Here is a 26,310-nt window from a genome sequence, read left to right as displayed (position 1 = left end):
CCGGGTCCGTGGGCGGTGCCGGGACCGGACGGAGACGGTGACCGCTGCGACGGTGCGGGCCGGCGCGGACGGGCGGGGCGGCGTCGTCGCCTATCGTGGTGCCGTGATCGAGACAGCCCTGACCGAGTCCCTCTGGCCGCACGGCGAGCGCCCCGAGCCCGTGCCCGGTGGGACGCCCGCCGCCTACGACCCCGAGCAGTACGCGCTGGCCGCGGACGTGCCCAGCGGGGAGGGCACCGAGCGGCGCGCGGACACGGACGTCCACGGGCAGAAGCGCAACCTCCGCTTCCCCGCGCTGCCCGAGCCCCTGCCGCACCCGGTGGTGGACAACCACACCCACCTGGACATGCAGGACGGGCTGGTGCGCGTGTCCGTGGCGGACGCCGTGGCCACCGCGTGGGACGCCTCCGTGGCCGGCGTGGTGCAGGCCGGGTGCGACGTGGAGTCCTCGCGCTTCGCGGTGGCCGCGGCGCAGGCGGTGCCCGGTGTGCTCGCGGCCGTGGCCCTGCACCCCAACGAGGCACCGGAGCTTTCGCGCCGCGGTGAGCTGGAGGCGGCGCTGCGGGAGATCGACGCGCTCGCGGCGCAGGACCGGGTGCGCGCGGTCGGTGAGACCGGGATGGACCGGGTGCACACCCCGGAGGAGGGGCTGGGGGCGCAGGAGGCGTCCTTCCGCGCGCACATCGAGCTGGCGAAACGCCACGACCTGGCGATGCAGATCCACGACCGCGAGGCCCACGAGGACGTCCTGCGCATCCTGGACGACGCCGGAGCACCCGAGCGCACGGTGTTCCACTGCTTCTCCGGGGACGCGGAGCTCGCCCGGGTGTGCAACCGCAACGGCTGGTACATGTCCTTCGCCGGGACCGTGACGTTCAAGAACGCGAAGGCGCTGCAGGAGGCCCTGCGGGTCGCGGACCCCGCACTGGTGCTGAGCGAGACGGACGCCCCGTTCCTCACCCCCCACCCGTTCCGGGGCCGCCCCAACGCGCCGTACATGGTCAACCACACCGTCCGCGGGATGGCGCAGCTGCTGGAGGCGGACCTGGAGACCGTGTGCCGCCGGATCTGGGACAACTCGCGCCGGGTGTACGGGGCGTTCTGAGCGGTCCCTGACGCGTGGGGAGAGGTTCTGCCGTGATCCTCGCGGAAATCCCGGGCAGAACCTCTCCTCAGGCCTCATCCGTGGAGCGGAGGTGCCCCGCCCGGCTCGCCCCGTAGGATTGTCCGGTGACCGAGCACAGCACAGCCGGCCCGCTGCTGGGGCCCGCGGAGATCAGGGAGCTCGCCGAGACGGCCGGGATCCGCCCCACCAAGACCCTGGGTCAGAACTTCGTGATCGACCCCAACACCATCCGCCGCATCGTCGCGGCCGCCCACCTCGCACCTGAGGAGCACGTCCTGGAGGTGGGGCCCGGGCTGGGCTCGCTGACGCTGGGGCTGCTGGCGGCGTCGTCGGCGGTCACGGCGGTGGAGATCGACCCGCCGCTCGCACGGCAGCTGCCGGAGACCGTCGCCCGTTTCTTCCCGGACGCCGCACCGCGCCTGAGCGTGGTGGAGGCCGACGCCGCCCGCGTGCGTGAGCTTCCCGGCGGCGCCGAGCCCACGGCGCTCGTGGCCAACCTGCCGTACAACGTGGCCGTGCCCGTGCTGCTGCACATCCTGGAGACCTTCCCGTCCATCCGGCACGGTCTGGTGATGGTCCAGGACGAGGTCGCGGACCGCCTGGCCGCGGGCCCGGGCTCGCGCGTGTACGGTGTGCCGTCCGTGAAGGCGTCCTGGTACGCGGAGGTGCGCAAGGCCGGGGTGATCGGCAAGAACGTGTTCTGGCCGGCGCCCAAGATCGCCTCGGGCCTGGTGCGGCTCGAGCGCCGCGAACCGCCCGCCGAGGAGCGCCTGCGGGTGCCCACGTTCGCGGTGGTCGACGCCGCGTTCGCCCAGCGGCGCAAGACCCTGCGGGCCGCCCTGAGCGGCTGGGCCGGCTCCGGTGCGCGCGCCGAGGAGATCCTGCGCGCCGCCGGGGTGGACCCCGCCGAACGCGGGGAGAAGCTCGGGGTCGCCGACTTCGCGCGCATCGCGGAGGCCGCCAACACCCTGGCCGCCGACGACGCCCCGCCCACGTCCCTGACCGAGGCCACCCCGGTCGTGGGTGGGGGTTCGGTTGCGAGCGAGGCCCCCGCAGCGAGTCAGGACAAGGGCCTGGCCACCGAGGAAGCCTCTCTGGCGGGCCGGGACCAGACCGCGGTCGTCGGCCGGAGTGAGAGGCCGGCAGCGGTTGCGAACGAGGTCCCCGCTGCGCGTCGGGACGAGGGCCCTGGCGCCAACGGAGCCCCACTGGCGGGCCGCAGCCAGACCGCGGTCGCGGCGCCGGGCGAGGTGCGTGGCACGCACCCGGAGGAGACACCGGGAGATCCGGCATGACCGTGGCGCCCCGGTGGGTCACCGCGAGCGCACCGGCCAAGACCAATCTGCTGCTGCACGTGGGAAGCCCCACCCCGGACGGCTACCACCCGCTGGAGACCCTGTTCCTCGCGGTGGACCTGCGCGAGACGGTGACCGCCACGCTGGACCCGGCCCGCGACGCGGGCGAGGGTGTCGCCGTGACCGTGGAACCGGCGCCCGGCAGCGGGTACGCGCGGATGGTCGCGGAGGGTGCCGCGCGGCTGTCGGACATTCCCCTGGACGCGCGCAACCTCGCGGTCCGGGCGGCCCGGGCGGTGTGCGACGCCGTAGGTGCCTCCGAGTCCGGCCTGGCACTGCACATCCGCAAGGCCGTGCCCGTGGCCGGCGGCATGGGCGGCGGGTCTGCGGATGCGGCGGCCGCGCTGGTGGCGGTCAACGACCTCGTGGCGCGGCACCTGGGCATCCCGGAGCTGGCCCCCGAGGAGCTGCGGCGACTGGGCGCAGAGCTCGGGGCGGACGTCCCCTTCATGCTGCTGGGCGGCGCGGCGGTGGGCCGCGGCACGGGCACGGAGCTGCAACCGGTTCCCACGGACGGGCTGCTGCACCTGGTGTTCGCCCCGCAGGACCGGGGCCTCTCCACCCCCGCGGTGTACCGCCGGTGGGATGCCGCCCACGGGCTGTCGGGCACCGGCGCACCGGACCCGGCGTCCCCCCGGGCGCTCGCGGCCCTCGACCCGGCGGACCCCGGGGCACTCGCCGCGCTGGTCCGCAACGACCTCCAGGCACCGGCCCTGCACCTGCTCCCGGAGCTCGCGGACGTGCTCGAGCACGGTGCGCGGCTCGGGGCGCTCACCGGCTGGGTCTCCGGCTCCGGGCCCACCGTGTGCTTCCTGGCCCCGACCGACGACGCCGCCCGGCAGCTCGCCGACGCCCTCGCACGGGAGGGCCGGCTCGCGCTCCCGGTGAACGGTCCCGCCCCCGGGGCGCGGGTGGACGCGCGCGGATGAACCGGTACGCGCGGGCTGCCCGGGGCACAATCGGGGCAGCACACGCGTGTCAGCACGGTTCGTCCGGACCGGGGCGCGCCCGGGCGGAACTCCTCGGGTGACGTGCCCGGGTGAGGAGTGAGCATGGCCATTCGTCCGCAGCAGGTCCATCCCGTCCCCGAGCCGCTCGTGGCAGCGCTGGAGGCCCTGCGCCATGAGCTCGCCATCCCGGACGACTTCCCGCCGGAGGTCCACGACGCCGCCGCGGCAGCCGCCGCCGCACCGCGCCTCCCGGGCACCGACCGCACGGACCTGGAGCTCGTGACCATCGACCCCGAGGGCTCGCGGGACCTGGACCAGGCCGTGCTGATCGAGGCCGTGCCGGACGGGTTCACGCTCTGGTACGCCATCGCGGACGTCGCCGCCTTCGTGGCACCCGGGGACCCCGTGGACCTGGAGGCGCACCGGCGCGGGCAGACCCTCTACGCCCCGCACCAGCGCACGCCGCTGCACCCGCCCGAACTGTCCGAGGACGCGGCGAGCCTGCTGCCCGGAGTGGTGCGTCCGGCGGTGCTGTGGCGGCTGGGCCTGGATGCGCGCGGCGAGCTGGTGGACACCGGGGTGGAGCGCGCCCTCGTGCGCAGCCGGGCGCAGCTGAGCTACCGCGACGTGCAGGACCGCCTGGATGCCGGGACCGCGGAGCCCTCCCTGCAGCTGCTGCGCACCGTGGGGCTGCTGCGGGAGCGGATCGAACGGGAGCGCGGCGGGGTGAGCCTGCGGATCCCCGAGCAGGAAGTGGTGGTGGAGGAGCGGCAATGGCGCGTGGTGCACCGCAGCGCCCTGCCCGTGGAGGGCTGGAACGCCCAGGTCTCCCTGCTCACGGGCATCGCGGCGGCCCAGCTGATGCTCCGCGCGGGGGTCGGGCTGCTGCGGGTGCTCCCGCCCGCCACGGACACGGCGGTCCAGAAGCTGCGCGTCACGGCGGCCGCGCTGCAGATCCCGTGGCCGGATGAGGTCTCCTACCCGGAGTTCGTGCGCGGGCTGGACCCCTCGCGGGGCACGCACGCCGCGATGCTGCACGCGTGCACCCTGCTGTTCCGCGGCGCGGGCTACGAGGCGTTCGACGGCGCCGCACCGCAGCACCGCGAGCACTCCGCCCTGGCCACGCCCTACGCCCACGTGACCGCTCCGCTGCGCCGACTCGTGGACCGCTACGGCAGCGAGGTGTGCCTGGCCGTGGCCGCAGGCCGCCCGGTGCCGGAGTGGGCGCTGCGGGCGCTACCGCAGCTGCCCGCCGAGATGGAGATCTCCGGGCGCAGGGCCTCCGCGTACGAGCGGGGAATCGTGAACATGGTGGAGACCCTCGTGCTCTCGGCCCATGTGGGTCAGGAGTTCACGGCCACCGTGGTGGACGTCAAGGAGGACGGCACCCGGGGCACCATCGTGATCCGGGAGCCCGCGGTCGAGGCCGGTCTCAAGGCCCCGGGCCTGCGGCTCGGCAGCGAGATCCGGGTGCGCCTGCTCAGCGCGGACGTGGCCGCAGGGCGCAGCGAGTTCGAGGTGGTCCCGGGTTCCACTACTCGCTGAGGTGCATGCGCGGCACGGGGCGAGAGAACATCCGGGTGTGCCACAGCAACCGAGAGACGCCGATGACCATCCATGTGAGTCCCAGGACTACCGCGACGGGTGTCAGGCTGGTCCACAGCCAGGCAGTGAGGAGGAACCCCACCGCGGGGATCACGCCGTAGAGCAAGTATGTGCTGATCGTTCGGCGCTCGGCCCGCACCAGATATGTGGCGATGACACTCAGGTTCACCATGGTGAAAGCGCTGAGCGCGCCAAAGCTGACGATGGATGCCACTAAGTCGACGTCTGCCACCAGGGCGCTGAGGGAGATGGCGGCGACGACGAGGATCGCACCCACTGGCGTGCGGAAACGGGGGGAGACCGTACCGAAGAGTTTTCGGGGCAGCAGCCCGTCTCGACCCATGGCAAACAGGATGCGTGAGACGGACGCCTGGGAGGCCAGCGCGGATCCCAGGGCGCCCGTGACGTAGGCCGCGAGGAAGAGGGCGGTCAGGAGGTTTCCGCCGATGTTGGCGAGCAAGGAGATGGCCGCGACGTCGGCGGCGTCACCGACCATGACTTCGGGTCCGGCCATGTGCGCGAACCATGCCACGGAGACGAAGAACGCACCACCGATCACGGTGGTCAGGATGACGGCGCGGGGAACGGACCGGCGAGGCTCCCTCGCTTCCTCGGCCATGGTTGATACCGCATCGAAGCCCAGAAACGACAGGCACAGCACTGCGGCGCCGGCCGCCACAGCAGTGACGTCAAAGCCCGGTCCGACAAACGGGTCGAGAGGTTGCACCGAGGGGTCGAAGGCCCGGGCCGCGTAGACGAAAAAAATCCCGAAGAAGACGACTTGGAGGAGGACCAGAACTACGTTCGCGCTCTTCACGGCGGCCACTCCCACGATGTTCAGGCCCGTGACCAGGGCCAGCGCCGTGAGGGAAAATACCCATGCGGGTACGGCGGGAAATCGCTCACCGAGATAGAGCCCGATCAGCAGGTAATTCAGCATCGGCAGAAGGATGTAGTCGATCATCACGGTCCACCCCGTGAGGAAGCCTGCTCCGCTGCCGAGACCAACTCTTGTGTAGGCGTACGCCGATCCTGCCGAGGGGACGACCTTGCCCATGAACGCGTAGCTGCACGCAGTGAAGAGCATGGCGAGCAGCGTGAGCAGATAGGCGGTGGATAGGGAGCCGCCTGTGATCTCGTTGACGATCCCGTAGGTGGTGAACACAGTCATCGGCACCATGTAGGAGAGCCCGAAGAAGACCAGGGTGGGAACCCCCATGGACTGGCGCAACGTGCCGTTCGCGTCCGGCGTGCCAGATCCATCGCGGCGGGATGACGTGGTCATGGGGCGGCTCCTTGGGGATGTGCCCGGGAAGAGTGACAGTGCGGACAGCAAACTGCGGCAGTCTCCGAGGTTGCGCCCCCCCTTGACCCAGGGCGGCACACCTCTTCTAATTGACCATGTGGTAAATATCACGTGCGCCGAGCGTAAGAGGGGGCGAAGACGGGTGTCAAGGGCTGATTCTGCGGCGAACTGCACGGAACCTGAGGGATCGGACCCGGGAAGCCCACGGCGTCGGCTCGGCCGCGCCCAGCGGCATCAGCAGATCCGGGATGCCGCCGCATCCCAGGCGTTGCGGGTGGGACTACAACAACTCACGCATCGCGGCATCGCCTCCGAGCTGGGCGTCACGCACGCGCTGGTGGTTCACTACGAACCCGACATGGCGGCGTTGAGGGCGCACGTGTGCCACGCGCTGTTGCAAGAGGAGTTCCTCCAGACATCCCGCTGCCTTGAGGGGATCGCAGACGCCGTGGACGGGGTGAGGACTCTGATCGGGCTCATGAGCAGCCCGCGCCGGGCGGCACACGCGGCGATCTGGCTGGACGGTTGGAGTCTGGGTCGCCACCACCCCGGTACGGCAGAGGTGGTGCGCGCCATGATGCGACGCTGGGAGGACCTCGTGTCTGGGCTGGTGTCCCGTGGGGTCTCGTCCGGCGAGTTCGCGGATGTTGACGCTCGCGCCTGCGCGTGGGAGGCAATCGCCCTGCTCGACGGGCTCAACGCACACATGCTGGTGGGATACGGCCACCGCAGTGAGTATGTCGAGCGGATAGCCGTTCCGTGGGAAGCGAGGCTGGGCCTGGCGCCCGGCACGCTGTCGCCGATCCGGGAGCACGACAACAAACTATGAGACAGGAGACGTCCATGAAGGCATCATCCCAACGCCCTGCAGGCTCTCTCGGTTCTGCCGATGTGATCGTCGTGGGGGCCGGGATCTCCGGGCTCTCCGCCGCGGAACGACTGGTGGACCGCGGCCTGGACGTGCTGGTCCTGGAGGCCCGCGACCGCGTGGGCGGGCGCACGGAGGGCGGGCACTTCGCCTCGGGGACACCCATCGAGCTGGGCGGGCAGTGGGTGGGCCCCACGCAGGACGAGGTGCTGGCGCTCGCGCGGCGGCTCGGGCTGGAGACGTTCACCGTGCACGACACCGGCCGCTCGCTGCTCTTCGCGGACGGCTCCCGGCGCGAGGGCGACGACGACTCCTTCGGCCTCGGGCCCGACGCCGCCCGGGCGTTCCAGGACTTCGTGCGCCTCGTCGACACCACCGCCGCGCGCGTGGACACCGAGCAGCCGTGGCGCTCGCCGGACGCGCTCGAGCTGGACCGGGTCACGGCCGCCCAGTGGGTGGACGCGCACTGCGGGGACTACGTCGCACGCCGCTTCGCGCACACCCTGCTCGCCTCGATCTTCGCGGCCGAGAGCGACGAGTACTCCGCGCTGCACATGCTCGTCTACCTGGCCTCGGGCGGCGGGCTGCACCGCATGATGCTCACGATCGGCGGGGCCCAGGAGTCGCGGATCCTCGGCGGCACCCACCAGCTCTCCGAACGCCTCGCGCAGCGGCTGGGGGAGCGGGTGGTGCTCGGCGCGGAGGTGCTGGGGATCTCGGGGTGGGACGCGGCGTCGTCGTCCGGGCAGCCGCGGCCCGTGCGGGTGCAGACCTCGGCCGGGGACGTCCGGTGCGCGGGCGTGGTGGTGGCGCTGCCGCCGGTCATGGCCTCACGCGTGCGCTACGCACCCCCGCTGCCCGCGGGCCGGGACATCGCCCACTCCCAGATGAGCCCGGGCGCGGTGATCAAGTTCCAGGTCGAGTACGAGACGCCGTTCTGGCGGGCCGAGGGCCTCAGCGGCACCGTGCTGAGTCTGGACCACGACGTGTCCCTGGTCTACGACAACTGCGTCCCGGACTCCTCGCACGGGATCCTGGTGGCGTTCGTGGAGGGCCGCCACGCCCGCGCGTTCAACGCCCTGGACGAGGCCACCCGGCGGCAGCGGGTGCTCGAGGACCTCGGCACGTTCTTCGGGGACGCCGCCCGGCACCCCCGCGAGGTGCTGCAGCGCAACTGGTCGGAGGAGCCCTTCACGCGCGGCTGCTACGGCGGCCGGTTCGGCACGGGGCTGTGGACCACGGTGGGGGCGGATCTCTCCCGGCCCGTGGGTCGCCTCGCGTGGGCCGGTGCGGAGACGGCCACCGTGTGGGCCGGCTACATCGACGGCGCCATCCGGGCCGGGCGCCGGGCCGCGGACGAGGCGGCCGAGGCCGTGTCCACCCGCTGAGGGCGCGGTCCCAGCCAGCGGTCACCCGGCGGTCCTACAGTGGCAGCCGTCAACCCACACACGAGGAGGCACCATGTCCGTCGTCAAGATCAACGCCATCGAGGTTCCCGAGGGCTCCGGCCAGGAGCTGGAGGCGCGCTTCGCCGCACGCAGGCACTCGGTGGACGGCGAGCCCGGTTTCGAGGGTTTCCAGCTGCTGCGCCCCGTGGCGGGGGAGAACCGCTACTACGTGGTGACCACGTGGGCCACGCAGGGGGACTTCGAGGCGTGGCGGGACGGCAGCGCGAAGGCCGCCCACGCCGGCGGCGACCGCAAGCCGGTGGCCACCGGGGCCTCGCTGCTCGAGTTCGAGGTCGTGGACCTCGGCGCGGCGGACTGAGTCCGCGGCACGCCGCCGCACCGGCCGGGCCCGTGCCCGGCCGGTGACGACCGGGCTGCGGCTTTGCCGGCGAGTGTCCCCGGCGGGGCACGCGCCACCGGCCGACCCGCAGCCGCCCCGGGCCCGGCTCCACGCGCTGCCTGGATCCGACTCGCGCACCCATCCCGGACCGGCCCGCACCCGGGTTGCGGCCCGCCCCTCGGACGGGCCCGGGGCTGGCCCGCGGGCGGGGCCGCGCGCGAGAATGAACGGGTCACGCCACGGACGCCGGAGGGCCGGGTCCGTGGGACCGAACCGCAGAGGAGCGCCACCATGACAGACGCCGTTGCCGGGATCGCCGTACCGGACACCGCACTGACCCGGGACGTCACCGAGTACGTCCGGGACACCGAGGACGACCTGCTCTACCACCACTCCCGCCGCGTCTACTTCTTCGGGGCGCTGCTGGGGCAGGTGCAGGAGCTGAGCGTGGACCACGAGCTGCTGTACGCCGGGGCCATGTTCCACGACCGCGGCCTCACCGAGGATCACAAGGGCTCCACCCTGCGCTTCGAGGTGGACGGTGCCAACGAGGTCTTCGAGTTCCTCATGAAGCGCGGGGCCTCCCACGAGCGGGCGCACACCGCGTGGTTGGGCATTGCGCTGCACACCACCCCGGGCGTCCCCGAGTTCATGGCGCCTGAGGTGGCGCTGGTGAGCGCCGGCGTGGAGACGGACGTGCTGGGCATGCACTTCGACCAGCTCACCGACGCCCAGCGCCGGGCGGTGGTGGACGCCCACCCCCGCCCGGACTTCAAGAACCGCATCCTCCGGGCCTTCCACCACGGCATGGAGCACCGTCCGGGCTCCACGTTCGGCACCATGAACGCCGACGTGCTGGCCCACTTCGACCCCTCGTTCGAGCGGGACGACTTCGTGGAGGTCATCCGGACCAACGACTGGAGCGAGTGAGCCGTCACGCTCCCCGGACCCTGTCGCGGCCCCGCTCGGAACGCTCCGAGCGGGGCCGCGACTGTCCCTGGGCCTCCCGGCACGGCATAACGAGAACCGTTATCATTTGGTCCGCACGTCCTCGACCACCCGGCTCCGGGGGGGGGCGCCCTCGGGTGCGACGGCTGCGCACGGGCTGCTGCACCCAGCACAACCCAGGGAGGCCCCATGGAACCGGTCGACGTCGTAGCAGTGGTGGGCAGCTGCGCCCCGGAGCGCTCTCGGTTCGCCCGCGAGCTGGCCCGGTGCACCGGTCGCATGCTCGTGCCCGCCCCGCGGGTGGGGCTCTGCCCGGACCCGTGACCGAGGCCGTCTCGTTCGTTCCGTGGTGCACCCGGGGAGCGGGGGCGCTCGTGGAGTTCCCGGAGCACATGGACGTGACAGAGCTGATCGGGGTCGGTGCCGCGCCCGGCTCGGGGCTCACCCTGCGGGAGGTGGTGTGCGTGGTGGACGCGGCCCACCTGATCGCGGACCTGCACCGTACGGACTACGTGATCCACCCGGCGAGCCACCCCGCCCACTGGCGCCACACGGCCCGCGCGCTGCTCACCGTCATGGGAATCGAGTTCGCCTCCACCGTGGTGCTCGTGAACTGGGAGCCGTTGAACACCCCCGAGCTCTCCAGCGTGATGGGCCTCGTCAACCACCTCAGCCCCCGGGCGCGGCTGCGGCTGCACCACGGGACCAGGACCCGTGGCTGCACGCGGCACCCGCCACCGACGCCGGGTACGACGTCGCCCAGGAGCGCTCGGGGTGGGTCACCCTGCTCAACGGGGAGCACGATCCCTGGGTCACGGATCCCCACGTGAGCTCGCTGCGCTACGAGAACGTCCGCCCCCTGCACCCGCAGCGGCTCGGGGACCTGCTCGACCACCGGATCGAGACGGGCGAGTTCGGCACCGTGCTGCGCTCCGCCGGGTTCTGCCGCCTGGCCACCCGCTCGCACGTGATCGCGCAGTGGAACCACGTGGGCCGGATGATCTGCCTCTCACCGCTCGCGCGCGACGAGGACATGGGGGAGCGGGACGAGCTGCTGGCCCTGGGTCAGGACCTCGGGATCATCGGACTGGATCTGGACGTCCCGGCGCTGCGCCGCGCGTTCGACGACGCTGCGCTCACGGACGACGAGCTCGCGGCGGGTCCTGCGGCGTGGTCGCAGTTCCACGACCCGTTCCCCGCCCGGCCCACGGCCGACCGCGCGGACTGAACCCGGAAGCTACTCGAGCGCCTCGCCGAGCTCGAGCCAGCGCAGCTCCAGCTCGTCGATCTCGTCCTCCAGCGCCGTCTTCTGCGCCGCGAGCTTGCCGAGGCCCTCGAAGTCGGAGGGGTCCGCGGCGGCCATGGTGTCGTCCAGGCCGGCCACCTCCTTCTGCAGCTTCTGCAGCTTGCGCTCGACGGCGCCCAGTTCCTTCTGCGCCGCGCGGGCCTCCGCGCCGCCCAGGGCGGGCCTGCCCGCGGGCCGGGACGCGGCGTCGTCGCCCGCAGGACCGGACGCCGCGGAGGACGCGCCGCCCGCGAGCGGGTTGGACGCCCCTGCCGAGCCCGCGGCGGAGCCCGAGGCCGCCGCGGAGGACAGCGCGAGGTACTCGTCCACCCCGCCGGGCAGGTGCCGGAAGCGGCCGTCTATCACCGCGTACTGCTGGTCGGTCACGCGCTCCAGCAGGTAGCGGTCGTGGGAGACCACCAGCAGCGTGCCGGGCCACGTGTCCAGGAGGTCCTCCATGGCGGCGAGCATGTCCGTGTCCAGGTCGTTGGAGGGTTCGTCCAGGATCAGCACGTTGGGCTCGTCCAGCAGGATCAGCAGCAGCTGCAGGCGCCGCTTCTGGCCACCGGAGAGGTCCTTGACCGGGGTCTTCAGCTGCGCGGAGGTGAAGCCGAGCCGTTCGAGCAGCTGCGTGGGCGTCATCTCCTTGCCGCCGGTCAGGTACGAGGTCTTCTTCTGCGCCACCACGTCCGAGACGCGGTCCTGCGCGACGTCCTTGAGTTCGTCCAGCTGCTGCGTGAGCGTGGCGATCTTTACGGTCTTCCCGCGCTTGACCCGACCGGACGTGGGCTGCACGTCCCCGGTGACCAGGCCCAGCAGGGTGGACTTGCCCGCGCCGTTGACGCCCAGGATGCCGGTGCGCTCGCCGGGGGCGATGAGCCACGTGACGTCCTCCAGCACACGGGTGGTGCCGGAGCCGTCCGCGGCGGGGAAGGAGACCGAGACGTCCTCGATGTCCACCACGTCCTTGCCCAGCCGGGACACGGCCATCCGGGACAGGGAGACGGTGTCCCGCGGCGGGGGCACGTCTTCGATCAGGGTGTTCGCGGCCTCGATGCGGAACTTCGGCTTGGACGTGCGTGCCGGGGCGCCGCGGCGCAGCCACGCGAGCTCCTTGCGCATGAGGTTCTGGCGCTTCTGCTCCACCACGGCGGCCTGGCGGTCCCGCTCCACGCGCTGCAGCACGTACGCGGCGTACCCGCCCTCGAAGGGCTCGACGACGCGGTCGTGCACCTCCCACGTGTCCGTGCAGACCGCGTCCAGGAACCAGCGGTCGTGGGTCACCACGGCCAGGGCGCCGGAGTTCTTCGACCACCGGCTGTTCAGGTGCTTGGCGAGCCACGTGATGCCGTCCACGTCCAGGTGGTTGGTGGGCTCGTCCAGGAAGATCACGTCCCAGTCCCCGGTGAGCAGGCTCGCGAGCGCCACGCGGCGCCGCTGCCCGCCGGAGAGCTGGCCCACGGGGGTGTCCCAGTCCACGTCCGAGACCAGGCCTCCCACCACGTCCCGCACCTTCGGGTCCGCGGCCCACACGTAGTCCGGGACGTCCCCCACCACGGCGTGGCCCACGGTCTGGCCCGGGTCCAGGGTGTCCGCCTGGTCGAGCATGCCCACGGTGGTGCCCGAGCGCACGGTCACGCGACCCGAGTCCGGCGGGATCCGACCGGCGAGCAGCCGCATGAGCGTGGACTTGCCGTCCCCGTTGCGGCCCACAATGCCGATCCTGTCGCCCTCGTCGATCCCCACGGTGACCGCGTCGAACACGGTCTTGGTGGGGTACTCGAGATGGATGTTTTCTCCGCCGATCAGATGAGCCACCCGCACAGGATACAAGCGCGCGGCAGGCCCCCGGGCGGCGTCGTGGGCCGGAGGCACGCCCCGCGGACCGCACGACGCCGCCGCCCGGCGCAGCGGATCCCCGGCCACCCGTGGGAGACTGGCCGGTATGCAGGAGACAGGTGTGGGCCGGCAGGATCCGGGAACCGTGCTGGACAAGCCCCAGGACCTCGCGGGCGCGGTGGCGCGGGTGCGCGAGGCGCCCGGCCCGGTCGAGATCACGATCGGCGCCGACCGCCCCGTGGGATCCCACATGGGATCGCGTGTGCGCCGCCAGGCCGCCCAGACGCTGCGCGAGGCCGGGGCGGAGCCGCTGCTGCTGCGCGCGCCGGTGTCCGTGGACGAGGACATCCCGGACGAGGGCGTGCTCGCCGCGGTGGACGACGCCCTGGAGCTGTGCCGCGGGGTGGACGCCGGGATGCTCGTGCTCGCGCTCGGGGGAGTGTCCCACCGCGGGCGGCAGCGGCAACGGCTGTACTCGATGCTCGCGGCGCTCGCGGAGGCCGCCTCGCACCACAGGGTCCGGCTCATGGTGCAGAACAGCACGTCCGTGGACGAGGTGCTCATGCTGCTCGCGCTGCTGGACCGGGAGTTCGATCAGGGCTCCCTGGACGTCGCCTCCCCGGACACCACCTCCCTGGCCTGGGACGTGTCCCGTTCGCGTGCCGCGGGCCAGGACGACGACGCCGCCTGGCACCACGTGCGCCGCGCGGCGGACCGCGCCCAGATCCTCGTGCGCGGCATCACGCAGCGGGACGAGTCGGGCCTGCTGAGGACCCTTCCGGGCTACGCCGAGGGGCGCTCCGCGGGCCGGATTCTGGCCGTGCTGACGCGCTGAGGGCAGGTGCTAGAGTGAATTTTCGTGCGTCCTCACACGCACATCCCCTGTTGGCGCCCGCGGGTGGCAACGCTCCGCCATGGTGTAATTGGCAGCACACCGGCCTTTGGAGCCGTGAGTCTAGGTTCGAGTCCTAGTGGCGGAACGAACGACACATCGAGGCGCAGATGGCACCCACCGCCTCACGAGCACCCAGAGGAGCCTGCTCCGTGAGCACCGCTGACACCGCCGCCGCCGGGGAGAACCCCGCCGCGATCATCGTCCTGGCCGCGGGCCAGGGAACCCGCATGAAGTCCCGGACCCCCAAGATCCTGCACGAGATCGGCGGGCGCTCCATGCTCGCGCACGCGCTGAAGGTGGCCGGCGAGCTGCGGCCCGAGCGCATCGTGGCCGTGGTCCGGCACCAGCGGGACCTCGTGGCGCAGCACATCGCGGACGTGGCCCCGGGCGTGCTCACCGCGGACCAGTCGGACGTGCCCGGCACGGGCTCCGCCGTGGACGCGGGGCTCGAGGTGCTCGACGCCGAGACCCCCGTGAGCGGCACCGTGCTGGTGACCTACGGGGACGTCCCGCTGCTCACCGCCGAGACCCTGCGCGCGTTCGTGGCCCACCACACCGGGCAGGGCAACGCCGTCACGGTGCTCACCGCGGACCACCCGGAGCCCGGCAAGTACGGCCGCATCCTGCGGGACGGCGAGGGCCGGTTCACGGAGATCAAGGAGTTCAAGGACGCCACCGAGGACGAGCGCGCGGTCACCGAGGTCAACTCCGGGATCTTCGCGTTCGACGCCGCGGTGCTGCGGGACGCGCTGTCCCGCGTGGACACCGACAACGCCCAGGCCGAGAAGTACCTCACCGACGTCCCCCGACTGGCCCGCGAAGCGGGGCACCGCGTGGACGCCCTGAAGATGGCCGACTACATGGAGCTCGAGGGCGCCAACGACCGCGTGCAGCTCGCGGCGCTCGGCCGCTACCTCAACCAGCGCACGCTGGAGACCCACATGCGCAACGGGGTGACCGTCGTGGACCCGGCCAACACCTGGATCGACGACACCGTGGAGCTCGAGGCGGACTCCACCGTGCTGCCCGGCACCCAGCTGCACGGCAGCACCCGGGTGGGGGAGGGCGCCGTCGTGGGCCCGGACACCACGCTGACCAACGTGACCGTGGGCCGCGGGGCCACCGTGGTCCGCACGCACGGCAGCGACTCCGAGCTGGGCGCGGGGGCCTCCGTGGGCCCGTTCGCCTACCTGCGCCCGGGCACGGTGCTGGGCGAGGACGCCAAGATCGGCACTTTCGTGGAGACCAAGAAGTCCACGATCGGGCGCGGCTCCAAGGTCCCCCACCTGTCCTACGTGGGGGACGCGACCATCGGGGAGAACTCCAACATCGGCGCGGCCTCCGTGTTCGTGAACTACGACGGCGTCAACAAGCACCGCACGGTGATCGGCAACGACGTCCGCATGGGCTCCGACAACATGTACGTGGCACCGGTGACCGTGGGGGACGGCGTCTACTCCGGTGCCGGCACCACGGTGCGCAAGGACGTCCCCGCTGGCGCTCTGGTGCTCACCGAGGGCAGGCAGGTCATCGTGGAGGGGTGGGTGCAGCAGCACCGCCCCGGAACGGCCGCGGCCCGTGCGGCGGAGGCCGCCCAAGACTCTGAGCGCGAGGGCGACGCCTGAGCAGGGCGCACCGCGAGCAGTGACCCAGCAGGAATCCTAGGAAAGCGAGTCCACATGACCGGCATCACCAACACGGGTTCGAACCGCATGGTTCTGCTCTCGGGTCGGGCGCACCCCGAGCTCGCGGAGAACATCGCGCGGGAACTGGGCACCGAGCTAGTGCCCACGGACGCCTACGACTTCGCCAACGGCGAGACGTACGTGCGCTTCGGGGAGTCCGTGCGCGGTGCGGACGCGTTCCTCATCCAGTCCCACCCCGCGCCCATCAACCAGTGGCTGATGGAGCAGCTCATCATGCTGGACTCCCTCAAGCGGGCCTCCGCCAAGTCCATCACCGTGGTGAGCCCGTTCTATCCGTACGCGCGCCAGGACAAGAAGCACCGCGGCCGTGAGCCCATCTCTGCCCGCCTGATCGCGGACCTCTACAAGACCGCGGGCGCGGACCGGCTGATGTCCGTGGACCTGCACACCGCTCAGATCCAGGGCTTCTTCGACGGCCCCGTGGACCACCTCATGGCCATCCCGCTGCTCAGCGACTACGTGCGCTCCGTGGTGGACGTGGACAACGTCACGGTGGTCTCCCCGGACACGGGCCGCGTGCGCGTGGCCGAGCAGTGGGCCGAGCGCCTGGGCGGTGCGCCGCTGGCGTTCGTGCACAAGACCCGTGACATCACCGTGCCCAACCAGGCGGTGTCCAAGGAGGTCGTGGGCAACATCCAGGGCCGCACGTGCGTGCTGATCGACGACATGATCGACACCGGCGGGACCATCACCGGTGCCGTCCAGGTCCTCAAGGACCAGGGCGCCAAGAACGTGATCATCGCGGCCACCCACGCCGTGTTCTCCGGCCCCGCCGTGGAGCGGCTCTCCACGTGCGGAGCGGACGAGGTGGTGGTGACCGACACCCTGCCCGTGCCCCCGGAGAACCAGTTCGAGAACCTCCGGGTGCTCTCGATCGCCCCGCTGATCGCCCGCGCCATCCAGGAGGTCTTCGAGGACGGCTCGGTCACGAGCCTCTTCAACGGCCGCTCCTGATCCGCACCCCCGTTCCGGGCCCCGCCCGGAACGCGCAGAGCCGCCCGTGTGTTCGCACGCGGGCGGCTCGTGCATTCGCAGGACTCGGTGAGCGGGCCGGGGCCCCCGGTGGGGCTCCGCAGGCCGGGACTCGGTGGTCGTGACCGGTGGGCGGGGTGCGATGCCGTACCGGGGTGGCCCTCAGCGGATTGGGCCGGGGCATGAGACGCAGCAGCGGTCCGGGTGTCCCGGACCGCTGCCGACCGCGAGTCTCACGGCGCGGGGCTCACAGGGGGAGCACCCTCACCTGGCCGGTCTTGGAGTTGTATCCGATCATGTATCCCCTGGAGAACGTCTGCCGGATCTCGTCCCCTCGTCGGTACTCGTCCGTGGTGGGGAAGCCGAGGCCGCGTTCCATGCCCGCCTGCGACCAGCGCTTGCCGATGGCGCCGAACTCCTTGACGGCGTGCGGGCCGTGCTGCGGGGTCCACATGACCTTGGTGGTCTGGCCCGAGGGGGTGCGGAACACCTGGTAGGCACCGCCCGGCACGCTTCGCTCCTCGGTGATGGGGAAGCCGTATCCCCGCTCCCGGCCCGCGGAGATGAACTTGCCGCCGATGCTGCTGGTGTTGCGCAGCATGTGGGCGCCGGTGGCCGGATGCCAGTAGGCCGTGGCGGGGACACCGTTGCGGGAGAACTGCTGGTACACGCCGCCGTACGCAGCGGCCTTCTCGGCGGAGACGGGCTGACCCCACCGTGCCGCGCCCCCGGTCTTGTTGTAGATGCTGGCGATACCGCCCCGCACCGAGTAGCCGGAGGCACGGCCACCGAGCGGCGCATAGGAGGACGAGGCCGCGAAGGACTGGAACTGGGCCCAGGAGCCGCCGTAGACGTTGGAGTCCCCGGAGAACGGCCCGTTGTCAGTGAACTGCCACAGGTCGTGACGGGACCAGCCGTTGGGCATGTACGCCGGGTAGGCCACCCCGTAGGAGGCCAGGTGCAGCGGGTGGTTGTTGAACTGGGCCGTGTTGCCCGTGCATGTGGCCCACCAGTCGGCGGTGGTGTAGATGGCGGGCAGCCGGCCCGTGCGCTGCCGGTAGCGGTCCGAGAAGGACTTGATCCACCCGTTCATCTGGGCCGCGGACATGTTGTAGCACGTGTCGCCCAGGGTCGGGTAGGGGTTGTACTCGATGTCCAGCAGGCCGGGCAGGGTGCGGCCGTCCGCGGACCAGCCGCCGCCGCTGTTCACGAAGAAGTCCGCCTGCGCGGCACCGGTGGTCTGGCTGGGCAGGGCGAAGTGGTAGGCGCCGCGGTTCATGCCCACGGCGTATGAGCCGGTGTACTGGTCGTTGAACGCCTCGGAGCGGTAGCCGATGCCCTCGCTGGCCTTGACGTAGGCGAAGCGTGCGCCGTTGGCGTACTCGGCGCTCCAGTTGATGGCGGGCTGCCAGCCGGAGACGTCCATGCCGGCGATGCCCGCGGGGCGCCAGGAGCCGGCGCGGATCGCGAGCGACATCGAACCCGCCGGGCCGATGCCCGCGGCCGCCGTCGGGGAGGGGGCGGAGCCCTTCGCGCCGGAGGTCCCCTTCGAGGGGGTGGCACCGGTTGGGGCCGCGCCGCCCAGGACGGACTTCTCGACCTTCTCGAGCGCTTTCTCGGAGGCGGGGGAGAGCTTGGTGGTGTCCGCCATGGACTTGAACTTCTGCCCCATGGTGGCGCCGGGGTTCTTGTCGCCGGTGCGGGGCGGGGCCTTGGGCAGCTCCGGGTCCTGGACGACCGTGGCGAGCTCCTTGGTCTCCACGGAGACCACGTCGCCCTTGGACGGGTTGAGGTTCTGGTGGGGTTCATCGGCCGCGGTGGCCGGCAGGAGGGTGGTGAGCACGAGTGCGGCGGCGGTCACGGCCGCGGGCAGCACGGTTTTTCGGGGGGAGGTCATAGGCCTTGCCTTACTGCGTGGGGAAAGCCGCTCGGCACGGGGGAAGGCGAGCAGGCTGGGGGGGGACGCCCTAAGGAGTGTAAATCTTCACACGCAGATTTGAGGTATCTCACACGTGGCGCCGGGTCCCCGGGGGTGTCGTCCGCGCCCGAGGACGACGCCGCGGCCGCCCGTCCGTGCCGACGCCACGTCGTCACCGGGGCGGTCCAGGGCGGCCCGGTGGACGCGGTGAGAACCGAGCGGCGCCGGGCCACCCGGCGACGGCGGGCGCCCGTCAGCCGGCGCGGTCGGCACGCGCAGACGGCACGTGGCGGCCGCAGGTGACGTCAGCGGGTGCCGTCAGTAGGCGCCGTCGGAGGCGAAGACCGCCCGCACGGTGCGCAGCATGATCACCATGTCCTGGACGGGGGACCAGTTCTCCACGTAGTAGAGGTCCAGGCGCACGGTCTGGTTCCAGTCCAGGTTGGACCGCCCCGAGACCTGCCACAGGCCCGTGATCCCGGGCCGCACGCGCAGCCGGCGGTAGACGTGCTGCTCGTACTTGTCCACCTCGCTGGCCAGCGGCGGGCGCGGCCCCACGAGGGACATGGTGCCGTTGAGCACGTTGATGAACTGGGGCAGCTCGTCGAGGCTGTAGCGACGCATCCACTTGCCCGGCGCGGTCACGCGTGGGTCGTCCTTCATCTTGAACAGCACGCCGCCGTCGGACTCGTTGGCGGCCAGCAGGGCGGCCTTGCGCTCCTCGGCGTCCGTGTACATGGAGCGGAACTTGAGCATCCGGAACCGGGTGCCGTCGATGCCCACGCGCTCCTGGGCGAAGAACGCGGGCCCGCCGTCGTGCGCCTTGACCAGGATGCCGAGCACGAGCAGCAGCGGGGACAGGACGATCAGTGCCGTGAGCGAGCCGACGATGTCGATGCAACGCTTGACGATCTTCTTTGCGCGCGTGAAACGGGGGGTGGCCACGTGGATCAGGGGCAGCCCGGCCAGCTGCTGGGTGTGGATGCGGGGCCCGGCCACGTCGGTCAGCCCGGTGTTCATGACCAGCCGGATGCGCTCGTCCGCGAGCGCCCAGCCCAGGTGGCGGATCTCGGTGGTGCTCAGCGGCACGGCGGCCGCCATCACGAGGGTCTCGACGTCGTGCTCCCGGCACGCCTGAACGATGCCCTGGACGCTCGGGCGCTCCTGCGGAGCCAGGGCGTTGGCCGGCAGCCGGACGTCCCGGAGGGAGCGGGGCAGCTCGTGGTGCGAGGCGGGCATGTACACGGCCACGGGGTCGAAACCTGCATCGGGGCGGCTCTGCAGCTCGCCCACGAGCTCCACGGCGCCCGGGAAACGGCCCACCACCATGGTCCGGGACATGTTCAGCCCCTGCGCCCGGCGGCGCATCAGCTGGTGCCGGGCCCACATCCGTCCAGCGAGCAGCGTGATGGTGCCCGCGGGCAGCGCGATCAGGATGTAGCCGCGGGCGGTGGGCACGTTCAGGGCGTAGGAGGCGATGGCAATGGCTGCAAACAGCGTGAGGGACGCGGTGACCAGCTGCTTGGCCTCTTCCACGCCGTTGCCGATCAGACGCACCTCGCGCGTGCCGCGCAGCTCGAGCCACGCCCACCACACGACCGCGAGCACGAGGCCCACGAGCCAGTACGGGACGGGCAGCTCGTCCACCTGCAGCAGCCCCTGCAGCCACCCGAAGCGCAGTGCCTGGGCCGCGGCCAGGGCGAGCAGCAGAGTCAGGGCGTCGTAGACCCGCAGCTCCCGCTGGTAGCTCTCGCGCCAGGACAGGTGCTTGTGCTTGTGACTAGCCTTCTGGAACACGGTCGACGAACCTTCCCCCACAAACCGTTCGACGGCGAGACGCCCCACGCGCTCGCTTGGGTGCGAGGACCGAGACAGAGGCGGTCGCCGCACCACGGTGTTCATCTCCCCCGAGATTTACGCCCGCTAACCACCAAAGATACCCCTTCACCAGGCCGAACACCCTGCGATTTCATGAATCAGTACAGATGTGTGGACAGGTGACGGGCCCGTCGGCGCGCCTCCGTGGCCCGGTTGGGGGTCACATGTCACCCGCTCGGGTGACCGGGGCGTCGGGCCCGGACGGCACCCCGCGTGCTCCGGACCGCTCGCGGGCCGCGGGCATCCCGCCTGTCGATCCGCGCGACGACGACGCCATCCCGCCGGACGCGTGCGAGTGCCCCGTTCCGGGCCCGGCCGCCGCCCCACCCCGGAGCCGATGGTGCCCACCGTGTTATCCTGTGCGGGTTGCCAAGGCGAGGGGGCGGCGCTGCCGCCCCGTTATCGACGACGGCCTGTGGATCCTTCCGGTCCTCCGCACCCGGTGCACACCTCCCGGGCGGTGGACCCACCGGGTGCCGCACCACGTCGGTCGGAGAGCGTCCGTCGGCGAGGTGCCTCCCGCACCGCGTCGACGCGGACGGTCTGACGGTAACCAACCAGACCCACGATCGAAGGAGCACCACCATGGTGGACGTCATCACCATTCCCGCGACCCTGCGCACCGAGTTCGGCAAGGGCTACGCCCGCCGCGTGCGCGCCAACGACAAGATCCCCGCCGTGATCTACGGCCACGGCGCCGAGCCGCTGCACGTGATCCTGCCCGGCCACGAGATGATGCTGGCCTCCCGCAACTCGAACGCCGTGCTCGACATCAACGTGGACGGTGAGGGCCACCTGGCCATGATCAAGGAGGTGCAGCGCCACGCGGTGCGCCCCGAGATCCTCCACATCGACCTGCTGACCGTGCGCCGCGGCGAGCGCGTCGAGGTCGAGATCCCCGTGCACGTGGAGGGCGAGGTCGCACCGACCGCCATCCACAACGTCGAGGAGAACGTCCTGGTCGTCGAGGCCGACGCCCTGAAGGTTCCCGAGTACCTGACGGTGGACATCACGGACCTCGAGGTCGGCGAGCACGTCTACGCCAAGGACGTCACCCTTCCGGGCAACGTCACGCTCGTGTCCGACCCCGAGCTGCTGGTCGTCAACGTCTCCGAGCCGGTCGAGCAGGACCTCGGCGAGGAGTCCGAGACCGAGGAGGAGGGCGCCGAGGGCGAGAAGCCCGCGGAGTCCACCGGGGAGGAGCCCGGCGACGACGAGTGATCGCCGGGCCCTGAGCGTGCCGTGAACGGCGCGCAGGCCTCAACGACGGCGGCGGGCGCCCTGGGTGCCCGCCGCCGTCGTCGTCCCACGGGAGCCGCGCGCGGCCCCGGAGAACCCCGAGTGGCCCGCGCCGGAGCGCGCCGGGAACCGGAACGCCCGTGCCGGGAACGGCCGGGCACCAGGAACAGGAGCAGGACATGACGGATCGGACCCTCGTGGTGGGTCTCGGCAACCCGGGGGGCCGGTACGCGGGGACCCGCCACAACATCGGCGCCGTGGTGGTCGCGGAGCTCGCGGCCCGGGCCGGGGCGCGGCTGTCCGCCCACCGGGCACGCGCGGCCGTGGCGGAGACCCGGATGCGCCCGGGGGCTCCCCGGCTCGTGCTGGCGCAGCCGCTGAGCTACATGAACGTCTCGGGAGGGCCGGTGAGCGCCCTGGCGAAGTACTACTCCCTGGGGCTCGCCGACCTCGTGGTGGTCCACGACGACATCGACCTCCCGTTCGGCGCCGTCAAGCTCAAGCGCGGCGGCGGGGAGGGCGGCCACAACGGGCTCCGGGACATCACCAAGGCCATGGGCGGGAAGGACTACGTCCGGGTGCGCGTGGGCGTGGGCCGGCCCCCCGGGCGCATGGACACCGCGGACTACGTGCTCAAGCGCTTCTCGGGCGCGGAGGCCAAGGAGCTGCCGCTGCTGGTCTCCGACGCCGCCGACGCCGTGGAGATGCTCACGGAGCAGGACCTCACGGCGGCACAGCAGCACTTCCACCCGCGCAACCCCGCCTGAGACGAGCAGCGCCCCTTCCCGTGGGAAGGGGCGCTGCGTGCACCGGGGGCCGTGCGGCGTCGTCGGCTCAGTCGAGGGTGTCGGGATCGTGACCGGCGGCGCGCATGGCCTTGTACTTGCGGTTGCGCGGGGCGATCAGGGCGGCCCCCACGAGAGCCGCGAGCAGGGAGCCGCACAGGATGCCCACCTTGGCGTGGTCGCTGTGGGGGCTGCCCTCGCCGAAGCTCAGCTCCGCGACCAGCAGGGACACGGTGAAGCCGATGCCGGCCACCACGGCCATGCCGAGCATGTCGAACCAGGTGTAGTCGTGGTCCTTCTGCGCGGACGTGAAGCGGTCCATGAGCCACGCGGCGCCGAAGATGCCGATGGGCTTGCCCAGCAGCAGGCCCGCAACGATGCCCAGCGCCACCGGGTCCGTGGCGGCCGAGGTGATGCCATCCCAGCCGCCCACGGCCACGCCGGCGGAGAAGAATGCGAACACGGGGATCACCAGGCCGTTGGACAGCGGCCGGAAGCGGTGCTCCAGGGCCGGCGCCAGACCCATGCGCGGGTCCTCCGCGCGGATGATGCGCGGCTCCTGCTTGAGCACCGGCACCATGAAGCCCAGCAGCACGCCGGCGATGGTCGCATGGATCCCGGACTCGTACACGAGCCACCAGGTGACCACGCCGATGGGAAGCAGGATGACCCACGCGGCCCAGTGCTGGGCCATGAACCAGCCCATGTACTTGTGGGTCAGGAACCAGAACAGGGCGAGCATCACGGCGGCGCCGCCGAGGAACGGGAACTGGACGCTGTCGGTGTAGACGAACGCGATGATGGCGATCGCGATGAGGTCGTCCACCACGGCCAGCGTGAGCAGGAACGTGCGCATGGCCACGGGCAGGGACGAGCCCACCACGGCCAGCACGGAGACCGCGAAGGCGATGTCTGTGGCCGTGGGGATCGCCCAGCCGTGCAGCGCGGTGGGCTCACCACCGGCGGCCAGGTTGACGCCCAGGAAGATCAGCGCGGGCACCAGCACACCGCCGGCTGCGGCGACCACAGGGAGGATGGCCTTGCGGATGTTGTGCAGCTCGCCGTCCACGAACTCGGCCTTGAGCTCGAGGCCCGTGAGGAAGAAGAACACCGCGAGCAGCCCGTCCGAGGCCCAGTGGCCCACGGTGTGCTGCAGCCCGGCGACGCTGCCGGGGCCCACCTCGGCGTCGCGCAGTCCGAAGTAGACCTCGCTCCAGGGCGAGTTGGCCACCACGATGGCCAGGACCATCGCGAGGAGCAGGAGGAGTCCGCCCGTGGTGTCCTTGCGGAGGAAGGTGGTGATGGGCCCGCCGGATTCGGAGGACGTCTGAGTGTCGGTGCTCACGTCGAGGTGCTCCCAGCACGCGGCCCCGCCTCGGGGCCGCGATCGTCGTGTCGGATGGGAGATGGCCGGGCGGCTGCGAGGAGCCGCCCGGCCATCCGTGGAGGTGCGGGGCTCAGTGCCGGGAGATCCAGGCCTCGGCCTGGCGGGCCTGCAGGGTCAGGGCCTTGCCGATGTAGGGCTCCGCGGCGGCGGCGATCTTCTTGCCGACGAGCGGGATGTTGGCCTGCACCTCACCGGTGACGTCCACGGAGGTCTCCTGCTCGCCCAGCGGCTTGACCTGCTGGGTGGCGGTGGCGCCCACGGGCAGCCCCGCGGCCTTGATCTCGGTGCGCACCGCGCGGGAGCCGTCCGCGGCGGGGGCGTCGTAGGTGTCCACCTGGGTGAGCTTGACGCCGTTCTTCACGAACTTCTTCACGGCGTCCGGCAGCTTGTCCGCACCCATGCTGCGCACGGTGGTGGCGGTGAACGCGGTGGAGGTGTCCCCGTTGACCTCGAAGGACTCGAACTGGGTGCCGGCGAGCTCGCTGACGTGGCGCACGAAGGCCTCGTCCACGAAGGTCTTCATGACGGTGTCCACGGGGGCCTTGATGGTGGTGGAAGCGTTGACGGACATGGTGCTCCTTGCTGGATCGGTAGCGGTTCGTCGGTTCGCGCGCCCCTGGGCGGCGGCGCGGGTGCTGCACCCATCCTAGCCGTGGGCGCGGTGGCCGAGCGGCCCGCTCCGCCCGGGGCCCGACGCCGCACGGCTCGCCGCGGGTCTCCCGGCGCACCACGTCGCGGGGCGCGGTGTCCGCCAAAGAGCGGGCAGGAAGCCGGCCCCCGGAGGCATTCGCGGGCCGCGTGGCTCTCTAGACTGAGTTCCGGCCTCCGCAGCGTAGCCGCAGGTGGGCCTTGCAAGGGCGGGATGGGGATCCCGCACCGCGCGCGACGACGCGTGCTTCTTCACGGCGTTCCGCGCATGCTCGCGCGGGCGCGCAGCCATCGGGGGATGAATGTATCTGCACAACCAGCGTACGTCCGGTCCACGAGCGGACAGTGCCCTCGCGCACCCGGGCACCGAGGTGCCCGCGGCGGCGTCGTCCCGCGCGCAGCAGCCGGACGGGGGAGGGCGGCACCGGCCCGTGGTGCTGCACGTGGTGGAGGCCTTCGGGGGAGGGGTCGCCGCGGCGGTGCGCGACTACGCCCGCGCCACCCCGGAGTGCGAGCACCACCTGCTGTGCCACCTGCGGCCCGAGGCCGTGAACCTTGAAGCCAGCTGGGACGCGGACTTCAGCTCCGTGCGCACCCTGCCTGGCGGGCACCTGGCCAACATCAAGGCCACGCGCTGGGCCATCCGCGAGGTCAGGCCGGACGTGGTGCACTCCCACTCCAGCTACGCCGGGGTCTACGCGCGCCTGGCGGTGGGCCACCTGCCGCGCCGCCGCAACGACACCCTCTCCCCGCTCAACGCCCCCGGCGCCCCGACCACCCGCGCCGAGCGTCACGGGGACCTGCTCGGGCGCGCCGAGCTCGCGCCGTCGGGCCGCGGGGAGGCGCAGGACGCCGCGCACGACGCCGCCCGCGCACCCCTGGTGGCTCCGGCGCGGTCCCGGGGCGCCGGGGCACGCGTGCCCGCGCCCGTGGACCGGGCGCTGCGCGAGCTCGCGAACAACAGGTACCTGGACCTGTCCCTGTCCCGCATCAAGCAGGTGTACACACCGCACGCGTGGTCCTTCTCGCGCCTGGACCGCTCCCGATTCACGCGGCTGGGCTACTGGGTGCTGGAGGGGGTGCTGGCCGCGCGCACGGACGTGCTCGCGGGATGCTCCAAGGCCGAGAACAACGTGGCCCACTGGGGTCCGATCTCCCCGCACACGGTGTACGTGCCCAACATCGCGCACCCGTACGGGGCGCCGAAGCCCCGCCCCGAGCCGGGCGAGCCGCTCGTGCTCGCGGGTGCGGGACGGCTCGCGGCGCAGAAGGACCCCGTGTTCTTCGTGCGCACCGTCGAGGCCATCCGCGCGGCCGGGCACCGCGTGGCGCCCCTGTGGATCGGTGGCGGGGACGGGGACGTGGAGCAGCTGCTGCGCGAGCACGGTGTGGAGGTCACCGGCTGGGTGGGCCACGACGAGGTCCGGGAGCACCTGCGGCGCGCGGACGTCTACCTGCACACGGCGCGCTGGGAGGGGTTCCCCATCACCGTGCTGGAGGCCGCGCTCAACGACATCCCGGTGATCGTGCGCCGGATCAGGGTCTTCGACGACGCCGGGCTGCCGGTGGTCGTGGACTCGCCGGAGGACGTCGCGCGGCGCTGGGAGGAGATCACGGACGAGCGCGCACGGGAGGAGGTCTCCGCGTGGGCACGCAGGGCGCTGTGGGAGAACTGCTACGCGGTGCAGCGCCGCAGGCTCGGGGAGATCTACGGGGTGCGGGTTCCACTCGTGGAGCCCGCGGACGCCCGCTGAACGCAGGGAACAGAACGCGGTGGGCGCACGAGGGCGGCCACCGGAGCACAGGGGAGAG

At 72.0% G+C, this 26,310-nt stretch carries 21 protein-coding genes, 1 tRNA gene and 1 pseudogene; 17 read left to right on the top strand and 6 right to left on the bottom strand.

The window, feature by feature from the left end:
• Nucleotides 1–103 precede the first annotated feature (103 nt).
• The 4 genes and pseudogenes from KRH_RS08550 to KRH_RS08535 all read left to right on the top strand — a co-directional run bounded on the left by KRH_RS08550 (nt 104) and on the right by KRH_RS08535 (nt 4,976).
• Nucleotides 104–1,105, top strand: coding sequence for a TatD family hydrolase (locus KRH_RS08550; RefSeq protein WP_041297674.1), 1,002 nt, complete (start codon nt 104–106; stop codon nt 1,103–1,105).
• Between the two features lie 125 nt (nt 1,106–1,230).
• Nucleotides 1,231–2,106 (top strand): annotated as a pseudogene (gene rsmA, locus KRH_RS08545) (16S rRNA (adenine(1518)-N(6)/adenine(1519)-N(6))-dimethyltransferase RsmA); the annotation flags it as partial.
• A 311-nt stretch (nt 2,107–2,417) separates the two neighbouring features.
• Nucleotides 2,418–3,410 carry a 4-(cytidine 5'-diphospho)-2-C-methyl-D-erythritol kinase gene (locus KRH_RS08540; protein WP_012398805.1) on the top strand — a complete coding sequence of 331 codons (993 nt, stop codon included), beginning with the start codon at nt 2,418–2,420 and terminating at the stop codon, nt 3,408–3,410.
• Between the two features lie 123 nt (nt 3,411–3,533).
• Nucleotides 3,534–4,976 (top strand): RNB domain-containing ribonuclease, encoded by a 1,443-nt coding sequence (locus KRH_RS08535; protein WP_041297391.1) that lies wholly within the window; start codon nt 3,534–3,536, stop codon nt 4,974–4,976.
• On the opposite strand, the gene KRH_RS08530 is transcribed toward KRH_RS08535, so the two are convergent.
• On the bottom strand, nt 4,966–6,321 hold the full coding sequence (locus tag KRH_RS08530) for an APC family permease (RefSeq protein WP_012398803.1): 1,356 nt from the start codon (nt 6,319–6,321) through the stop codon (nt 4,966–4,968). The two genes, KRH_RS08535 and KRH_RS08530, sit on opposite strands and share 11 nt — an antisense overlap.
• A gap of 295 nt (nt 6,322–6,616) precedes the next feature.
• On the opposite strand from KRH_RS08530, the gene KRH_RS12375 reads away from it, so the two are divergent.
• From KRH_RS12375 to KRH_RS12685, 6 genes are all read left to right on the top strand, one after another.
• Nucleotides 6,617–7,171 carry a TetR family transcriptional regulator C-terminal domain-containing protein gene (locus tag KRH_RS12375; protein WP_041297390.1) on the top strand — a complete coding sequence of 185 codons (555 nt, stop codon included), beginning with the start codon at nt 6,617–6,619 and terminating at the stop codon, nt 7,169–7,171.
• Between the two features lie 14 nt (nt 7,172–7,185).
• Complete coding sequence (locus tag KRH_RS08520; RefSeq protein ID WP_012398801.1) at nt 7,186–8,598, top strand: flavin monoamine oxidase family protein; 1,413 nt, start codon at nt 7,186–7,188, stop codon at nt 8,596–8,598.
• A gap of 73 nt (nt 8,599–8,671) precedes the next feature.
• A complete protein-coding gene (locus KRH_RS08515; protein ID WP_012398800.1) occupies nt 8,672–8,977 on the top strand; it encodes an antibiotic biosynthesis monooxygenase family protein in 306 nt (101 codons plus the stop codon).
• Between the two features lie 312 nt (nt 8,978–9,289).
• The gene (locus KRH_RS08510) at nt 9,290–9,928 is read left to right on the top strand and encodes a hypothetical protein (RefSeq protein ID WP_012398799.1); all 639 of its coding nucleotides are present in this window, start codon (nt 9,290–9,292) and stop codon (nt 9,926–9,928) included.
• 338 nt (nt 9,929–10,266) lie between these two features.
• Nucleotides 10,267–10,776: a hypothetical protein gene (locus KRH_RS12690; protein WP_012398797.1), complete on the top strand. Its 510-nt coding sequence runs from the start codon at nt 10,267–10,269 to the stop codon at nt 10,774–10,776.
• Nucleotides 10,773–11,174 carry a GTP-binding protein gene (locus KRH_RS12685; protein ID WP_226905858.1) on the top strand — a complete coding sequence of 134 codons (402 nt, stop codon included), beginning with the start codon at nt 10,773–10,775 and terminating at the stop codon, nt 11,172–11,174. Before KRH_RS12690 ends, KRH_RS12685 begins: the two co-directional genes overlap by 4 nt.
• A gap of 9 nt (nt 11,175–11,183) precedes the next feature.
• Here KRH_RS12685 and KRH_RS08500 read toward each other — a convergent pair whose 3' ends face one another.
• On the bottom strand, nt 11,184–13,049 hold the full coding sequence (locus tag KRH_RS08500; RefSeq protein ID WP_012398795.1) for an ABC-F family ATP-binding cassette domain-containing protein: 1,866 nt from the start codon (nt 13,047–13,049) through the stop codon (nt 11,184–11,186).
• A 127-nt stretch (nt 13,050–13,176) separates the two neighbouring features.
• Here KRH_RS08500 and KRH_RS08495 point away from each other — a divergent pair, with 127 nt between their 5' ends.
• The 4 genes from KRH_RS08495 (at nt 13,177) to KRH_RS08480 (ending at nt 16,625) form a co-directional block, all read left to right on the top strand.
• Nucleotides 13,177–13,905 (top strand): hypothetical protein, encoded by a 729-nt coding sequence (locus tag KRH_RS08495; RefSeq protein ID WP_012398794.1) that lies wholly within the window; start codon nt 13,177–13,179, stop codon nt 13,903–13,905.
• A gap of 73 nt (nt 13,906–13,978) precedes the next feature.
• A tRNA-Gln gene (locus KRH_RS08490) sits at nt 13,979–14,050 on the top strand.
• Nucleotides 14,051–14,072: 22 nt separating this feature from the next.
• Nucleotides 14,073–15,590 (top strand): bifunctional UDP-N-acetylglucosamine diphosphorylase/glucosamine-1-phosphate N-acetyltransferase GlmU, encoded by a 1,518-nt coding sequence (gene glmU, locus KRH_RS08485; RefSeq protein ID WP_387696442.1) that lies wholly within the window; start codon nt 14,073–14,075, stop codon nt 15,588–15,590.
• Nucleotides 15,591–15,644: 54 nt separating this feature from the next.
• Nucleotides 15,645–16,625: a ribose-phosphate diphosphokinase gene (locus KRH_RS08480; RefSeq protein WP_012398792.1), complete on the top strand. Its 981-nt coding sequence runs from the start codon at nt 15,645–15,647 to the stop codon at nt 16,623–16,625.
• A 265-nt stretch (nt 16,626–16,890) separates the two neighbouring features.
• On the opposite strand, the gene KRH_RS08475 is transcribed toward KRH_RS08480, so the two are convergent.
• On the bottom strand, nt 16,891–18,540 hold the full coding sequence (locus tag KRH_RS08475; RefSeq protein WP_012398791.1) for a GH25 family lysozyme: 1,650 nt from the start codon (nt 18,538–18,540) through the stop codon (nt 16,891–16,893).
• Nucleotides 18,541–18,879: 339 nt separating this feature from the next.
• Complete coding sequence (locus KRH_RS08470) at nt 18,880–20,358, bottom strand: sugar transferase (protein ID WP_050738061.1); 1,479 nt, start codon at nt 20,356–20,358, stop codon at nt 18,880–18,882.
• 666 nt (nt 20,359–21,024) lie between these two features.
• Here KRH_RS08470 and KRH_RS08465 point away from each other — a divergent pair.
• Both KRH_RS08465 and pth read left to right on the top strand, forming a co-directional pair.
• On the top strand, nt 21,025–21,660 hold the full coding sequence (locus KRH_RS08465; RefSeq protein WP_012398788.1) for a 50S ribosomal protein L25/general stress protein Ctc: 636 nt from the start codon (nt 21,025–21,027) through the stop codon (nt 21,658–21,660).
• Nucleotides 21,661–21,857: 197 nt separating this feature from the next.
• On the top strand, nt 21,858–22,445 hold the full coding sequence (gene pth, locus KRH_RS08460; RefSeq protein ID WP_041297389.1) for an aminoacyl-tRNA hydrolase: 588 nt from the start codon (nt 21,858–21,860) through the stop codon (nt 22,443–22,445).
• 67 nt (nt 22,446–22,512) lie between these two features.
• On the opposite strand, the gene nhaA is transcribed toward pth, so the two are convergent.
• Nucleotides 22,513–23,808: a Na+/H+ antiporter NhaA gene (gene nhaA / locus KRH_RS08455; RefSeq protein WP_012398786.1), complete on the bottom strand. Its 1,296-nt coding sequence runs from the start codon at nt 23,806–23,808 to the stop codon at nt 22,513–22,515.
• Between the two features lie 112 nt (nt 23,809–23,920).
• Nucleotides 23,921–24,421: a DUF2505 domain-containing protein gene (locus tag KRH_RS08450; RefSeq protein ID WP_012398785.1), complete on the bottom strand. Its 501-nt coding sequence runs from the start codon at nt 24,419–24,421 to the stop codon at nt 23,921–23,923.
• A gap of 379 nt (nt 24,422–24,800) precedes the next feature.
• Here KRH_RS08450 and KRH_RS08445 point away from each other — a divergent pair, with 379 nt between their 5' ends.
• Nucleotides 24,801–26,252, top strand: coding sequence for a glycosyltransferase (locus tag KRH_RS08445; RefSeq protein ID WP_012398784.1), 1,452 nt, complete (start codon nt 24,801–24,803; stop codon nt 26,250–26,252).
• Nucleotides 26,253–26,310 lie beyond the last annotated feature (58 nt).

Source organism: Kocuria rhizophila DC2201 (assembly GCF_000010285.1).
GTDB lineage: Bacteria > Actinomycetota > Actinomycetes > Actinomycetales > Micrococcaceae > Kocuria > Kocuria rhizophila_A.
Note: the sequence above shows the minus strand (reverse complement) of the source record. Positions and strands in the feature narration are given on the sequence as shown.